Here is a 16,262-nt window from a genome sequence, read left to right as displayed (position 1 = left end):
CCCCCTTATCTTAAGAAGCACGCCAAAAAGCACACCGCCCCATTCCTGGAGAGTGTGCTTCACCCGTAACATACATATTTAGCTGTCATTCGCCGTGCTTGGATGAGAATCTCCCGCTTCCCGGCAGCCGCATCATCCGCAGCGGCAGCAGCGGCTCCTGAACCCGCAGATCCACTGTAACCCCCTGCAGGAGTGCATCCCTGTCCGCGAGACCGTAGAACGGCACCGCAGGCGCAAATTCAATAGATGAGTTGTAATAAGCCATCCGTGAGGCTACTGCCATGGTCCTGTCCTCTGAACCGTCATCCACCAAGGTGACCTGCAGGGGCCTGCCGGTCCAGCAAGCATGCACTGCAAAGACCCTGAGATACCACTCCACCACGGCCTCATGATTACGGGTAATCAGAATATAGTGAAGCCGCTTACCAGTCCGTGCTGCTGCCCGGGTCTCTTCCCGATGATGCAGGAGTTGAACAAGGGCTGCTGCGGATGCATAAATAGAGATAATCCAGATTAACTGGGCGATCATGAAGATGCACCTCCCTCTTATACCCACACTATATGCCGGTGATAAAAGGACGGTGACAGCCCACTGGCGCGGGAGCCTCTCCCGCCAGTTTAACTTAGGGTACATATTTAAGTTAGCATTTTGCAAAATTCGAATAGAGTGCGGACTGAAACAATACTATGGCTGCAGCTCACGGCTGCATACAAGTTATGTACCGTTTATAAGGATCATTAGGATTCTCCAAAACGCTCAGTTAAAAGTTTATGAGGGAAGCTATAAAGTTACCCAGCCATATTTGATAGAATTAATTACAGCCTGCGTGCGGTCATCCACTTCCATCTTTTGCAGAATACTGCTGACATGGTTTTTGACCGTCTTCTCACTGATAAACAGATACTCCCCGATCATTTTGTTGCTCTTGCCCTCTGCCATCAAGCGCAGCACCTCTGCCTCACGGCGGGTCAGCGGATTGTTGTCGCCTGCAACGAATTTGACACCGGCTTCCTTCACGGCCGTCTCGGCCATCGCGCCAGTCTCGTTAAGGTACGTCATGCGCCGCAGCTGATTAATCAGCTTGCCGGTCACCTTCGGATGGATAAAAGCATGTCCTTCGCACACGGAGCGGATCGCATTAATCAGCGACTCGGCTTCCATATCCTTCAGCAGATATCCGTTCGCCCCCTTGCGCAGTGTCTCAAACACATAGCTTTCATCGTCATGAATCGAGAGGATAATCACTTTGACATCCGGGAACATTTCACGGAGCTTTTGCGTAGCCTCCACGCCGTTCTCAATGGGCATATTGATATCCATCAGTACGATATCCGGCTTGTTGCCGTTACAGAATTCAAGCACCTGGATGCCGTCACCGCATTCGCCAATGACCTCGATGTCATCCTCCATATTCAAAATACGCTTGAGCCCTTCACGAAACAATTGATGATCATCGGCCAAAAGAACTTTGATGGGCGCTTTGCCAGAGATTTGGTTCTCCATCACATTACTCCTTTCCCTTTTCCACATTCGTCGGAATGTGAATTACGATTGTTGTGCCCTGGTTCTCGGCTGACTGTATTTCCATTCTTCCCTCCAGCAATTCCACGCGTTCGCGCATACCCACCAGACCGAAGCTTTCCCGGTTGGCTTGTTCACTGATTTTTTTCACATTGAAGCCTAAGCCATTGTCTTTCACGACAATCTTGATCAATTGAGCCTGATAAGTAATCTCCACCAGTACGTAGCTCGGATAAGCATGCTTCGCCGCATTGGACAGACCCTCCTGCACCAGCCGGTATACCGCCGCTTCCATCGCTGAGGACAAACGGTGCTCCTTCCCCCTGGTTTCAAAAGAGGTACGGATCTTCGTCTTCTCCTCATAATCATGCACATACTTCCGCAGAGTCGGAATCAGCCCCAAATCATCAAGCGCCATCGGACGCAGGTTGAAAATCACCTTGCGCATTTCTTCCAGGCTGTATCTTACCTGCCCCTTTAAGTCTATTACTTCGGCTTGTACCAGCCCAAATTCCTGCTTTACCAGCATTCTTTCTACAATTTCCGTCCTTAGGACTAGATTCGCCAGCATTTGAGCAGGACCGTCATGAATTTCCCGGGCAATTCTTTTCCGTTCCTCTTCCTGAGCCAGGATTATTTTGAGTCCAATCATCTGGCGGTTCTTCGCAGATTCGACAATTCGCGTCACTTGACCTAGTTCTCCGGACAGATATTCCAGGACAACGCTCATTTGCGAACCAATCGATTCGGCACGTTCTACAGAATTTTCGACACTGCGAACCCGCATTTGCAGTTCATCGCGTCTGCTCCGCAGATAAGCTTCCCTCTCCCTGGTCATCATCAGCTCCAGCTGCAGCTCCGTCGCCTTCTCATAGGCAATCCGGATATCCTTCTCCGTGTAGCGGACAAAATCCCGGCTGACCTCTGTCAGCCGGATCCGGGAGCGGTGGTACTGCTGCTCCAGCTTGTCTACCTTTTGCAATGTTTCATCCGTTTCTTCCATGACCCGCTGCAGTTCTTTGTTGAGTGCAGCAAGCTCATCCCGTGCCACCTGCAATATTTCGAATATCTGATACTTGCTGCTCTCCATCACGTCGATGGTGTTCTTAATCACCCGATCTATTGCATCGGCTTGAAATTCCACGGATGCTTGCCCCATTTCTATCGAGTCGTATTAAAGGCTTTCCTTTATACTAACATATCACGATTCGATAGTTACGGTCTTAGTGTTCTGTTCCCATTTTACAGTGAGTCCGAGCTGTTCTGTCACGAGTCTGAGCGGTACTAAAGTCCTGGCATTCAGGATCATAGGTGCTACTTCAGCACTCTGCCGCTTCCCGTTCAGTACGAATTCCTTCTTGTTCACGGTCAGATCCAGCGCCTTGGCGCCCCGAAGGACCATAATCTTCTTGGTCTTCGCATCCCAGACCGCATTGCCGCCGAACGCGTCCAGTACATATTTTATCGGCACATACGTACTGCCGTCCTTCACAATCGGTGCGACATCAATCGGCCGCTTGGTGCCGTTAACCGTCATCGCCTTGCCGCCAATGCTCATCGCCGCTGTCCCTTTGGGCAGTCCCGCCTCACTGGAAAGCGATGGCATCACGAAGGAAATATTATCAAAGGCCACTGTCCCCGTCTTGGCCCGTTCATCCTGGCCTTCTTCTACATTTACCACGTAAAGTCTCTTAAGGGAAGCTGGGAATTTAATCCCTGAGCCGGACAAATCGATATTAAGCGTCTTCCAGCCGTTCCAGTCGATGACCTTCGCCAGATCAATATAGGCCGTCTTTCCACTGGCATCCGTCACCTCGGCACGCAGCCAGTTCAGACTCATGTCTCCCATCACATCGACTGACATTGAGGTCGCCGCCGCCGGAATATCCTTGCCCGTTGTACCGTTGAACTGGGCGTATGCGTACATTTTACCGGTGCCTGCACTCATATCGTAGCTAAGCGATAACACCTTCGACCCTGCACGTTCTGCGCTGCCCGGTACTACTGCTGCTGTTCCGGTAACCCCTGCCGCATTGGTAGTGAACGCGAACGGATAATTGGCATTCTCGAAATCCTCCCACGCCGTAGCAGCCGCAGTAGACAAGACAACCGCCGTACTGAAGCCGTCATAGCGGGCAATCGCATACCCGGTAGTTACGCCAGGATCAACCGCCTCCACCTTAAGCTTGCCGTCACCCACACTTCCCTTGAAGCCGATAAACTCCCATTTCAGTGCGGTTGCCGGAACAGCAATCGTTGCCCCGCTCTTCGACACTGCGCTAACCGGAACTGATACAGTGGCCCCTGCTTGCAGCGGAGCAGTTGCTGTACCTGCAATCAGGCTGGACAAGTCTTCTCCGCCCAGAACGGTGACCTCGGTCTCCGCACTCGCTGTTCCGCTGGTCGCTTTCAGCTTCACGGTTCCCGGCTTAACTGCCGTTGCTTCGCCCGCATTCACAGTCACACTGCCGCCGCTTGCTGTCCAGGCCGGATTAGCCGCTGCCACATCTACCGGATTGTAGTACGTATCATATCCCTTCAGGGAGTATGTGGCCTTTTGTCCGATTAACAGTACCGAACTGCCGCTGATCTTGATTCCTTTCACTTCACCTTGCGGAGCAGAAGTATATACCCCCACGCCGTTAACGATTGTGCGCTGCTCCTTGCCGTATTCGGTATTGAAGGTAAGTGTAGTCGAGGTTTCAGCCAGCGGGCGGTCTACCATCGTTGTAGAGCCCCCTCCGTCCAGATTCATCCCTTTCCACACCCCGATATTCGTCATGAAGGATTGCAGCTCTGTCAACGAGAGACCCGCACTATTGCTGTTCTTCTCGGCTGCAATGACATATACGTATCTGCCATCCTGGGAATAGCCCAGCGCTGTACGCGCCCGGTACCCGCCAATGCTGCTTGTAGAACGGGAGAACGACGACGCCTTGCCGTTATTGACCAGAATCGTATGCCCCCCGATCATCATCTGCAGCGTAGAAGGATCGAGCTCCTGCTGGGTGGTTTTGGAACGGAGCTTGTATGTGCTGCTTAGCTTCTGCCCTTCAACTAAATGGGCCTTAACGAACTGGGCAGCCAGCCCGTGTGTACGGAGAATATAGGCTCCCTTGGGCACCTTGATCGGCAGGGCCGAATCCATTGAGATCTGAGTGATGATATCATTCTCTACCAGCACCTCCGTCGGTGTAGTAGAGCTGCCCTTAGGGCGCTCCAGCGCTGTCCATGCATCTGTGTAGATATAAGCAGCGTTAGCGTGACTGTAAGTCGAACTGCCGCCTTCGGGATTGTAGGCCCCTTTGTTGATGCCGGACAGCGGGAACTGGGAGCCATCCTCTGCGGTCAGCATCCCCTCAAACGTATATTCATCAATGATAGGTTTACGGTCCTTGGTTACTGCAAAAGCGTACATTCCGTTCAGCTGTGAAGGAGTAGACACCAGCACACCGCCGGATACCTGACCGCCAATCGGCGCACCTTCGCCGCCGGTATTGAAGTAATCCCCGTTCACCGCCGCGACGGCTCCTGTTTCAGCCGCCATGCCCCCGGTGCTCTGCCGTGTCGTCAGATTCCCGCCTTTGCCGGTCATTACATCCAGAGAGACATAAGGATTATTCAGATCGACACGAATGACGCTGGCCAGTCCTGTCGCACTCTTACCGGAACGCACCGTGGTAAATTTGTATTTCATCATCATCGCACCGGAAGTGATAACCTCTTCACTCAGTTTTGTCGCCGAGAAGGACGCTGCTGCTTGTGCTACCGGCGCAGTGCTTGCGCCCAGCCATCCTGCACCTTCACTCCCGACAACCGGCATTATCCAGATTACACCCGCCAGAGATGCAGCAATCCATTTTTTAGCAGGCGACCATTGATTTCCCCGTGTGTGCTCTGTACTCTTTTTCCCCATGAAAAACTCATTCATTTCAGTGTAACTCTCCCATCTATTTGTACTCTTCTACTTCGCTATCAAGCTCCCGATATCAGTTCATAGTAATAGACTATACCTTTAATAGACTGAATTCAGCTCGAAAAGTTGCGAAAAAGCACCCGGCCCATAGACCGGATGCTCTGCTTATCTATATCATTCTCTTACAAATAGCCTGCTGTCTTCAGCATCCGCTGCAGCATGACCGCAGCCTGTCCTCGGGTAGCATTGCCTTGCGGCTGAAATTGCGTGGTGCTGACTCCCTGAATGATCCCCGCCTTGACCGCCTTGGCTACAAATTCAATACTCTGGCTCAGAATTCTCGCCCGGTCCTTGAACGGGCTTAGCGTATCCATTACCGATGCACTCAGCGTTACAGACTGTCCGGAATACTCCAGCGCCCTCACCATCATAATCGCCATCTGCTCACGGGTAATCTTATCCTCCGCACGGAAGGTCCCGTCCGTATTACCGTTGATAATGCCGGCTTTGGCCGCGGCGCCGATATAATTGCCCGTTTGACTGGATGACTGCACATCTGAGAAGCGTTGCGCCGTCACGCTATCCCCCAGCAGACCTAGCCCTCTGCTCAGCATTACAGAAAACTCGCCCCGGGTGATGGCTTGATCCGGCTTGTACTGGCTGCCATAGCTGTTGTCGATGATATTCTTGGCTCCCAGTTCAGAAACAGCCGTGTTACTCCAATGAGTAGCTATATCTGCAAAAGAACGCGTGGAGGAAAATGCTCCAACGATCTGATTTCCGCTGGTCAATGCACGCATTACTTTGTAATTCCCTTTGGTAATACTCGTTGTAGGCAGATACGCTGCATCGTAATAGGATTGATCTAACCGTGCTACAGAAGTCTGCTCACTGCTATTTGGACTTGTTGTCCGGATCATATACTTCCCTGGTAAGCTAAGCGCAGTCTCATTAGCGTAATTTCCTGTCACAGATGCTGCCAGCCGAAGATCAGCCAAAGGCGTTATACTGGTTAGCCCCTGTGTCTGAAATCTTTGGACGAATGGAGCAAACGCCTCAGACGGCATTTTCTCAATGCGATAGATAAGAGAAATATTACTGCCAGTTGTATTTAGACTGGCTACGATTCCGTTGAGGTCTATTTTCCCGAGATCAACACTATAGATCTGATCCCCATAACGAATGCCAAACGACGAAGCCTTGTTGCGGTTGAACGCATCCACGAGTGGCTGTAGAGGTACAGTAACATAAGCAGCCAATTCGGTTGAAGGCACTTCAAACACAAGTGAAGCCGTACCCTGTGTATTTAAATACATGTAACTGGCTGTCAGCTTATCTGCATTAAGGCTGTATCTTTTAACATCCTGACTATAAATTGAGCGGTCTGCTGCGATAACGGCGGAATCACTCTTCAGTAGCGGGATCGCCTCTCCAAACTCGCTTGCCTCCAAGGTACCCAGATAAGCTGGACGGTTCACATCTGTTGGTACAGCAGCCGCCACACCTCCAGTAAGGTTCTTCACCGGAAGCTGCGAGAACGAAGCGAGTGCATTTCCGTTAAGATCCTTAATGAAGGAAGTCCCCGTAGTATAAGATAAATCAACTGTCTGGCCGCTGCCCGCAGACTCTGCCAGCATTAGTTTGAGGACGTTGCCTGTTAGGGTATAGCTCTGAACCAGAGTAGTGGTACTATTCAACCTGACTGCAAACTGCGAAGTGCTCAGTGCAGAAGAAGTCAACATACTTTGGACAAAAGTTACCGTCAGCTCATTACCGTTCACTGTTGCACTGCTGATCTCCGATACTGTGATATCGCTCAGATCAACCGGCTTCAGGTCCACATACACAGCCCGGTTGCCGTTAAGATCAGTTAAGCCTTTTACGCCGGGTACATAGGAGACTGTTACAATTTGACCAGCTGCCAGGTTATTTTGAAGCGTTAATGTCACACTGCTTCCACGTACTGCAACATTTGTGACGTAATTGGGGCTGCCGCCCACCAGGACCGAGAACTGGCTGTTCATCGGAAGGTTGCTGTCAGATAACCCCTCATTGTAGTTCATTGTAATTTTCTTTCCTCCGCCCGTCGCATTCTGGAACACGGGAGGAACATTATCCTTACTATTGCGAATGTTATACTCAGCGAAGTTTGCGATATTCTGTCCCAGAGAGCTAACCAGCGGGTACGAACCGGCGTAATAGGACACCCGGACCGACTCCGAATTGCCCACCTCAGAGCCTACAGTTAAATATACGGTGTTGCCGCTGACACTGATAGAATTCACCCCAAGCGAATACCCGTCAGTCGTGACCACAAACTGTTCATAGGCATATGGAGAGACCGGTTTGAGTGTATCATTGAAGGTCAGTGTCACTGTTTTGCCTGTAATTCTGCCTTCTTTGGGCGTAGGGAGCGCCGATTCTATAGTGTTGGTGATCTGCTGTCCAGAAAAGGTAGCCGCAGCATTTCCGCTTGTATCCTGAATGGTCCGCACACCGCCGGTATAGCTGATTTTTACATTTTGGCCTACAGCGATGCCTGTGCTAATCACTACAAATACACTGTCTCCTTGAATATAGGCATTCTCAATATTCCTGGTTTCCTCATTGACGGTCACCCCGAAGCTGGAAGCCAGCAGAGCCACAGAAGCATTAAGCGACTCATTATACCTCAGGCGGATTGTCCGGTTGTTCTCCAGCACTGCGCTCGTCAGCGATGGCGGGGTCTTATCTATGGCTACAGTGCGGAAGCTCCAGGACTTGGTACCGCTTAATCCTTCATACAGTACACTAGGGTCTGCGGCATCCGTGAACGCGCCTTTGGCAATGTCGATATAATAGATCGTATCTGATTCCAGCGCAGCAGACGGTTTAATAATAAATTCTTTGGCTGAGAGTCCTTGCTGAACTGTCGCTGTCACTTTAGCTCCATTGCTCTTGTATAAAACAACCCCGTTCGCGACGTTGCTATTATAGACAACCTCCCGGTTGAAATTAACCGCAATCGTTTTGGAGATATCCACCGACTCACTGCGGTCCGCTGGTGATAAGGCGGCTACAGACAGAGTTGTCAGCGAAGCTGTTGTGAACGTCCAGGAATATGGGCCTGAAGCCGGAAAGAGATGGCCATCCTGATCATAAAAAGCACCCTGCGGTATAGTAACTGTATATAGCGTACCGCTCAACAGCGGCGAGGCCGCGGAGGCCGGCAATAGTGTTATTGTCGAGCTTCCCCCACCGGTAACGTTCGTTGAATTGACATTCAGCCATCTTGTTCCCGGGTCCCCTAATGCACCTGGAGAGACTGAGATCACTCCCGAAGCCGGACTCACCGGGCGGTCGAAGTACAGCTTAAGGGCTCCACTAACCGATGCACCAAAAGAGGCGTTGGCCGGAGCCGTAGATGCAGAGATAGTCCCCGTGCCGATCGTGGAAAAGCTCCAGCCGCTGCCGCTGGCTATCCCCTGGTAAGTAGTATTATTGGCATCCTTGAATGCATACGCATCAATAAGCACATAATAATTTCCGCCGGACGGAAGCTTATTAGCCAGCGTCAGCGTAACCGTTGTCGAGGAATCTGCCCTCTGGAAGGCTACCCCAGCTTCTCCCTCCCGGATCGCAAACTCCTGTATAACCGCGTTATCCGCTGATGAGAGCAGCCTGACGCTGCCTCCCCCGGCTGTAAGCACTCCAGATAAGCGTATACTCAGCTCTGTTAAGCTCGCAGCCTCTACTCTGGAATTGATGGCCGGAGACATACTGCTTGCTATAATCGCCGGATTCACCTCCGGGGCTGTCGTGAACTTCCAGCTTGTTGCTGCTGATTCATTGCCTGCACTATCCTTGAACAGCCCCTTAGGCACACTTACGCTATATGTTTTGTAGGGAGCAAATTTTAGACTGGAGCCCAGCTTGATCTCGTAGCTTGACGAGTTTCCGATTAGCCCTGCACTCCCGATTGCAATTTCCGTAAATACCGTTTCGGCCTTTACATCTGTAATGGTGATTTTCCCGGCTTGCGGGATCACCTGGCGGTCAAAGCTAAGCCCTAGCGAAGCCCCGGTATTTACAAAAGCAGACCCGTTCGCAGGAGAAATGCTGATTCCGAATTCCGAAGCGGCGTATACCGCTGATGTATGTATACCGATAGCCGGACTGCCCAGACCAAGCAGCAGATGACCTGCAATAATAATAGCTGTGCCTATTCTTACCTTCTTTTTCATTCTTGATAATGCTCCCTTCAGCCCCTCGAGCGTTTCTTGTATACTGTTATATTCGGCTAAAGGGCTTCCAAAGTTTAGAAGATGACGGCTGAAGGCACATGCGCTTGCTCTTTTCACAAAAAAAGCCCAAACAGCACCCTCATGAAGAGGGTGCTGTTTGGGCTAACTTTGATGGTATTAAGCAAGCTCTATTCGCTTAATTAACTCTTAGATTCCGGACTGGGCTTTTAGCAAATCCGCCTTATCCACGCGTTCCCAAGGAAGGTCCACATCAGTACGGCCAAAATGTCCATAAGCTGCTGTCTGTCTATAGATAGGCTTACGCAGATCCAGCATCGAGATGATTCCTGCCGGACGAAGATCAAAGTTATCGCTGATCAGCTGAACCAGCTTCTCCTCACTAATCTTCCCCGTTCCATATGTATCTACATTGATCGATACAGGGTTTGCAACACCGATAGCATACGCCAATTGAATCTCGCACTTGTCAGCAAGGCCGGCAGCGACCAGATTCTTCGCTACATAACGGGCAGCATAGGCTGCAGAACGGTCCACTTTGGTCGGATCTTTACCGGAGAAGGCTCCGCCGCCATGACGGGCATAACCGCCATATGTATCCACAATAATCTTACGTCCAGTCAGACCGGCATCTCCCTGAGGACCACCAATAACAAAACGCCCAGTAGGATTAATGAAATATTTAGTGGCTTCATCCAATAGTTCAGCTGGAACAACCGGAAGAATGACATGCTCTTTGATGTCTGCCTGAATTTGTTCAAGGGTGATTTCTTCTGCATGCTGGGTAGATACAACGATCGTGTCCACACGCAATGGCTTGTCGCCCTGGTACTCAATCGTAACCTGGGTTTTGCCATCCGGACGCAGATATTTCAAAGTTCCATCTTTACGGACTTCCGCCAGACGACGGGCAATCCGGTGGGACAGGGCAATCGGAAGAGGCATGAGCTCAGGCGTCTCATTCGTAGCGAACCCGAACATCAGACCTTGGTCACCGGCACCAATGTTAGCAGTCTCTTCAGCTAATGATGCAGGATCACGGTGCTCAAGAGCAGCATTTACACCTTGGGCAATATCTGCCGATTGCTCGTTCAACGAGCTAAGAACAGCACAAGTATTATAGTCAAAACCAAACTTCGCGCGGGTATAACCAATTTCCTTAATAGTATTACGTACGATGGCCGGAATATCCACATATTCAGACTTGGTGCTAATTTCCCCGATGACAAGCACGAGACCTGTTGCTACAGCTACCTCACAAGCTACACGGGCATTAGGATCGTTAGCAAGAAATGCATCTAGTACCGCGTCGGATATCTGATCACAGATTTTATCGGGGTGTCCCTCCGTTACGGATTCAGAAGTAAACAGATGACGCCCTTTGATCGACATATACAACAACCTCCCATATTGTTGATCTGACACTGTATTCAAGGGGGCTCCCTAGTAGAAAACAGGCCAAATATAAGTAGTAGAATAATAATGGCCAATGCCTGTTTTATTCAAAAAATGAACCTTTTCCGAATGGAAAAGGTCTACGGCCTTCCTCAAAGGTCATATTATCTTATTTACCGGGTGCTGTCAATTGAAGCCAGTTATGCGAAAAGAGACTGCTCTGCCTGTTTGATCAACCTCTTTGTGATTTCCCCGCCAACAGATCCATTATCTCTGGAGCTTAAATGTCCCAGATATGGAGTTCCTCCAGAAACGCTTGCTCCGCCAATCGTCCCCAGCTCAGAAGCAAACTCCGTATCCATTCCACCGCCGTACGAAGCTCCATATAATCCGAATTCAGAAGCAATTTCATATTGCATTTGTTTCAGCATTGCCCGGCTCTCTGGTACCACAGTGCGATTTGTACGTGCCATGTTACAGCACCTCCTGCGAATTTTTTTTAAGATTACAGGTGGTATTGTGTACGAATTCCAAAGGCCTAAGTCGGCTCAATGTTTGTCAGCTGTGGGAATGAGTTCCGGGGTATATTGAAGTCCAATATAGGGCATTCTTTATATAGAAAGAAAAATGTCGATTGAAGTGATCTTTAACACGAATTGTAGTTTATTTCAGAGTATATGCACCACGGACCATAACAACGATTTTCATCGTCTGACCGTCCTGTACAGCGATCCCACGGCCATCCCGCGGGAAAGATAACAGATGATTCGTAGGCGCAGCGACACCATTCGCCAAATCGATACCATCCGTCAAGTCAGCTACCCCATTAGCATCCTGGGAATAAATAACCGCTTTGCCGGCACGAACAATGAATTCTGCACCTGCTCCAGCAATAAGGGTCTGTCCAGGCTTCACATCAACAATTTCACTGGCATTGCCAGTATTGCCTGTATTGCCCGAACCGGAAGCCGGCGCTTTGGTAGGAGCTGTAGTTGCAGCCGGTGCATTAGTTGCTGTAGCGACAGGAGCCTGAGTAGGTGGACTTATTGCCCCACCCTGTAAAGCCTTCTGAATTTGTTGGTCCACATAGCTCTTAGTCACCACCGGGTCCTCTGCCGTTCCTGGCTGTGATCCGACACCGGCGCCTTCAGCCCTTAAGTTAAGCATGGAGCCTGCCCACAGGCCACCCGCCAGCAGTACTGCTGACATCGTAACTTTCCAAGCGGTCTTCAAATGTGATTCCTCCTTATGGTGGGATAAATGGCTATAAAAAAAGAATAGCCTCCGAAGAGGCTATTCTTGAACTGCAGTAATCGGAGATTACTTAGCGTCAACTTCTGTTCCAGTAACGATAACGTTGTTGGAAGTATCTGTGATGTTAGAAGTGGTATTAACTTTAACCTTAATTGTGTTGATGTTGTTAGCGTTAAGGTCAAGAAGCTTACCAGTTGCCTTCACAGTGAACGTTACATAGTATTTACCGGAATCGTTACCTGCACCAGCATTTACAGTGTTTGCAGTGTACAGGGAATCTTGGGCAGTTGTTGCAGTGCCATTGATATAGAATTCGAAGTCTTCCTTCTGAACAGTTGCACTTTCCAGTTTTTCAGAGAAGCTCAACACCAGAACTTGAGTATCACCAGTGGAAACAGTGGCTCCAGTCAGTGTAGGTGCAACTCCATCAGTCAGGCTCATGTTTTGAGGGAATGCAACAATTCCATTTCCTGCAGTATCCACGATACCGGAAGCTACGAAGTTATAAGTCTTAGACTCAGTGATCGACGAGCTAGGAATAGTGATTGTAAGTTCTGCTGACAGTGGTGCAGAAGAATTGTCACCAGTTGTCTTGGTGATGAAAGAGTAGGCAGTGTTTGGCAGAGCCTTTCCATCCAATGTGTAGCTGTTAAGGTCGCGAAGGCTGGCAACATTCAAGCCTTTGTTATCCTGAGCATATACAACAATGGTAACACTTTCTTTCTTTCCGTTAACTACATTTTCATTGTAACGAACATTAGTTACAACAGGTCTCTCCGTATCAGTTGTCGAAGCAGCAGCAGCAGTTACAGTAACTGTAGTCGCTGCAGATTTGTTTCCAGTGAGGGAATCATCAACAACGAATGAAGCTGGCAGACGAAGTGTGTAGCTTCCGCTCAAAGCAGTTACGTTAGGATACGTTACTTTCGCGCCATCAATTGCTGGAGATCCAAAGTTTGCATTTACCAACTGACCAGTGGATTCATTGATCAATGTTGGAGCACCGGACAGAGAAAGGATATTCTCAGAGAAGGTAACAACCAGACCCTTGCTGCCGTAAACAGCACTTACAACTGTTGGAGCAACTGTGTCCTTAGTGATTGTTACTGGCTGAGTCAGTGCAGTTCCCAGAGTGTTACCAAGTGTATCCTTAACGGATGCACCGAATACCAGGTTTCCAGTGAATGCAGCAGTATCAGGAACCTTGAAGCCTGCAGGAACTCGCAGTCTAATTGTGTCGCTGTCTTTAGTTGTGACCACAGACAATGTACCTTGGCTTTCACCATATACATTCAACAAGCGAACATTAGCAACAAAGGACTGATAGTTAACTTTTTTGTTGAAAGTGATATCGAAGTACTTGTCACTTACATTGACAATCTTAGCGATACTTGGAGCCGCTGTATCAGAAGTTACAGCAACAGTAGTTTTGATCGGGTTAGGGTTAGCAACGTTTCCTGCAAAGTCAGATACGTTCAACAGGGATACATCATAGCTGGAACCACTGTTCAGAGCAGCGCCAGTAGTGAGTGTAATCGTGTCATAAGTATCATCAGATACAGTAGCAGATGCAGCCGCACCGTTTACATAAGCGATAATTCCAGCTTTTTTCACTGGCTCGCTTACTTTTACAGTTACAGTATTAGTATTAGTCTTAGCTACTGCTGTTGCACTAACAACTGTAGGAGCGGTAGTGTCAGCAACATTCAACAGCGTAGTGTAAGTAGCGAAAGCAGTTCCTGTAGAAGTCTTAACTGCATCAGTAACTACAACGGAGTACTGACCCTTCATGAACTCAGTGCTTGGGAAAGTGATAGTTGCTTCATTTCCGCCAGCATTCACAGTAGCATGAGCACCTGCAACAGTAACGTTATTAGTTCCAGTTACGGTAACCACTTTGATTGTGTCAGCGATAACCTTATCTTCAGAGATCAAGGAATCAGTGCTGATAGCACGGTTGAATTTAACAACCAATTGCTTGGAGTTTGGAGCTTCAACAGCTACTACCTTAGGCGCCTGCAGAGTTACTTTTGCAGTGTAGTCCTTTTCAAGGTGTTTGAAGTTGATTGTTTGTTCAACGCCTTCTACCAGGGCAGTTGTCAACTCAACGTTTGCAGTTGTCTTATCAGAGAAGGTAACAACTACTTGAGTTGGGCTTACTGCTTCAGCAGAAGCTACAGTCAAGGTAGGAACCTTACCGATTTGTTCAGCATAGTAAGCTGTTTCAACTACCAAAGAGCGAGTAGCATTAGCTTTGAAGTTGGTATTCTGAGCAACTAGACCAGCGTTGATTACTGCTTGAGCATAGCCTTTAGCCCATACAGATGCACCGTTGTCAGTTGTAGTTGGTTGGTCCAGCTTAAGAGCGATTGCCAATACTTTAGCAACTTCTTCAACTGTTACTTTACCGTTGTAGTTGAAGAGTCCTTTAACTGTATCTTGACCTTGCATCAAGCCTGCAGCTGTAACAGCTTCTACGTAAGGAACAGTCCAGTTATTAGCTGTGTAACCTTTGTCTTTGTAAGACAGTTTGCCAGTTACTTCAGTAAGACCGAACAATTTAGTAACGATCTTAGCAAATTCACCGCGAGTCAGATCTTTTTCAAGATGAGCCTTACCATCAGGGAACCCATTAACAACGCCTTTTGCTGCCAAAGCATCAAATGCTTGTTGTGGAGTTACCTTTGCTGTTTCACCAAACGCTACAGAGGCAAACATCGAGAATGCCATTGCTGTAGATAATGCTACGGATAAAATTTTCTTCATAACCTTTTTTTCTCCTCCTTGGACATTCATAAACTGGGATTTTTCTTTAGTTGTGTAGCTCATATCACTCATTTGTCGAGCACCCCCTTTCCCGAGTTGAGCAGATTAAGTATAAATAATGTCTGTGACGGGTATCACAGAAACTTGTAAACAGCTTCAAGGCATAGTAATACTAGATTCCTAATTCTACCTAAGTATTATACAATGTGCCTCTAGTCACGTAAAGCTAATTTTTCCATTTAGCAATGGGCAGTGCCTTCAGGGCATTCCGCAATTGCCTTGTGCAAGTGACTCTACACCTTAAACGCAGTAGTTTCAAAAAAGTTGCGCTTTGGTTAAAAAAACTTTTTCTGCCCTGCTGTATCCCTGCCCCTAAACTCTAGAAGATACAATATGTATGTTCTACTAACTATTGTTAATGTTGGGTGGCTACGGGAATCAGTATAGCATAGAGGCAATCCGAACGTCATTAAACAATATTTGTTAAGTTTATAAGCAATTATTACATATTAAAAGCGATGATATTTGTTGATCAGCATTCGAGCTAATAAGTATATACCCACATTACAACAGAGTTAACACGTTCACGGATAATGATTTACATAAAGAAAGGCTGCTGAGTTAACCTCAGCAGCCTTTCCTTTAACTTAGTATATCCGGGACTATCGTATCTTCATCGATAGCTGTATCAATTCCTGGCGCTTCTCAGGACTTGCATTAACATTCTCGTACATGGCATCGATCGCTGCACGGTTCTCGCGGTAGCTCTTCTCATGCTTGATTGTGCTATGAGACCATTCAATCAAAGCATTCTCAGCAATAACCAGTTCATTATAAGCATCATGGAAGCCAGTTGCTTGTACAAGCTCTTCCATTACTTCCTGAGTGATCTCCTGCAGTGCCCGCTTCGCTGCAATTTCCTTCTCCATAACCTTTGCTCTATTCTCAAACATATTCTTTGCTTTCGTGTAATCCAATTGTGCTTTTGATAAAATCGGTTTCATCGATAGCTTTCTCCTTCTTGCATTAAATGTTTGTGCTTACAGCTTCTTAGGTCATTGTAACGCAAAGTACCACACAATTCAAAGATTTGTATATGGAAAATGTAAAAGAGAAGCCTCTTTCCCGTAAACAGGGAGTCAGAGGCTTATTTTCACTTCATATATAC

10 protein-coding genes are annotated in these 16,262 nt (G+C 48.4%); all 10 read right to left on the bottom strand.

Annotated features, from left to right (window positions below):
* Positions 1-85 precede the first annotated feature (85 nt).
* A complete protein-coding gene (locus MKX42_RS03730) occupies positions 86-529 on the bottom strand; it encodes a glycosyltransferase family A protein (protein WP_340751351.1) in 444 nt (147 codons plus the stop codon).
* Between the two features lie 252 nt (positions 530-781).
* Positions 782-1,504 carry a response regulator transcription factor gene (locus tag MKX42_RS03725; protein ID WP_340751349.1) on the bottom strand — a complete coding sequence of 241 codons (723 nt, stop codon included), beginning with the start codon at positions 1,502-1,504 and terminating at the stop codon, positions 782-784.
* 4 nt (positions 1,505-1,508) lie between these two features.
* The gene (locus MKX42_RS03720; RefSeq protein ID WP_340751347.1) at positions 1,509-2,666 is read right to left on the bottom strand and encodes a sensor histidine kinase; all 1,158 of its coding nucleotides are present in this window, start codon (positions 2,664-2,666) and stop codon (positions 1,509-1,511) included.
* Positions 2,667-2,723: 57 nt separating this feature from the next.
* On the bottom strand, positions 2,724-5,438 hold the full coding sequence (locus MKX42_RS03715; RefSeq protein WP_340757608.1) for a stalk domain-containing protein: 2,715 nt from the start codon (positions 5,436-5,438) through the stop codon (positions 2,724-2,726).
* A 182-nt stretch (positions 5,439-5,620) separates the two neighbouring features.
* Positions 5,621-9,661, bottom strand: coding sequence for an Ig-like domain-containing protein (locus tag MKX42_RS03710; protein WP_340751344.1), 4,041 nt, complete (start codon positions 9,659-9,661; stop codon positions 5,621-5,623).
* A gap of 207 nt (positions 9,662-9,868) precedes the next feature.
* The gene (gene metK, locus MKX42_RS03705) at positions 9,869-11,071 is read right to left on the bottom strand and encodes a methionine adenosyltransferase (RefSeq protein WP_340751342.1); all 1,203 of its coding nucleotides are present in this window, start codon (positions 11,069-11,071) and stop codon (positions 9,869-9,871) included.
* A 203-nt stretch (positions 11,072-11,274) separates the two neighbouring features.
* Positions 11,275-11,547, bottom strand: coding sequence for an alpha/beta-type small acid-soluble spore protein (locus MKX42_RS03700; RefSeq protein ID WP_209868427.1), 273 nt, complete (start codon positions 11,545-11,547; stop codon positions 11,275-11,277).
* 190 nt (positions 11,548-11,737) lie between these two features.
* Complete coding sequence (locus tag MKX42_RS03695) at positions 11,738-12,307, bottom strand: hypothetical protein (protein ID WP_340751340.1); 570 nt, start codon at positions 12,305-12,307, stop codon at positions 11,738-11,740.
* A gap of 87 nt (positions 12,308-12,394) precedes the next feature.
* On the bottom strand, positions 12,395-15,166 hold the full coding sequence (locus MKX42_RS03690; protein ID WP_340751338.1) for a hypothetical protein: 2,772 nt from the start codon (positions 15,164-15,166) through the stop codon (positions 12,395-12,397).
* 590 nt (positions 15,167-15,756) lie between these two features.
* Complete coding sequence (locus MKX42_RS03685) at positions 15,757-16,098, bottom strand: hypothetical protein (protein ID WP_339220749.1); 342 nt, start codon at positions 16,096-16,098, stop codon at positions 15,757-15,759.
* Positions 16,099-16,262: the final 164 nt, after the last annotated feature.

It is taken from the genome of Paenibacillus sp. FSL R7-0204 (genome assembly GCF_038002225.1).
Taxonomy (GTDB): Bacteria; Bacillota; Bacilli; order Paenibacillales; family Paenibacillaceae; genus Paenibacillus_AQ.
Note: the sequence above shows the minus strand (reverse complement) of the source record. Positions and strands in the feature narration are given on the sequence as shown.

Bases quoted from the DNA above. Each gene is read 5' to 3' on its own strand.
- MKX42_RS03730 (WP_340751351.1), bottom strand. From the start codon at position 529: ATGATCGCCCAGTTAATCTGGATTATCTCTATTTATGCATCCGCAGCA.
- MKX42_RS03725 (WP_340751349.1), bottom strand. From the start codon at position 1,504: ATGGAGAACCAAATCTCTGGCAAAGCGCCCATCAAAGTTCTTTTGGCC.
- MKX42_RS03715 (WP_340757608.1), bottom strand. From the start codon at position 5,438: ATGGGGAAAAAGAGTACAGAGCACACACGGGGAAATCAATGGTCGCCT.
- MKX42_RS03710 (WP_340751344.1), bottom strand. From the start codon at position 9,661: ATGAAAAAGAAGGTAAGAATAGGCACAGCTATTATTATTGCAGGTCAT.
- metK (WP_340751342.1), bottom strand. From the start codon at position 11,071: ATGTCGATCAAAGGGCGTCATCTGTTTACTTCTGAATCCGTAACGGAG.
- MKX42_RS03700 (WP_209868427.1), bottom strand. From the start codon at position 11,547: ATGGCACGTACAAATCGCACTGTGGTACCAGAGAGCCGGGCAATGCTG.
- MKX42_RS03690 (WP_340751338.1), bottom strand. From the start codon at position 15,166: ATGAGTGATATGAGCTACACAACTAAAGAAAAATCCCAGTTTATGAAT.
- MKX42_RS03685 (WP_339220749.1), bottom strand. From the start codon at position 16,098: ATGAAACCGATTTTATCAAAAGCACAATTGGATTACACGAAAGCAAAG.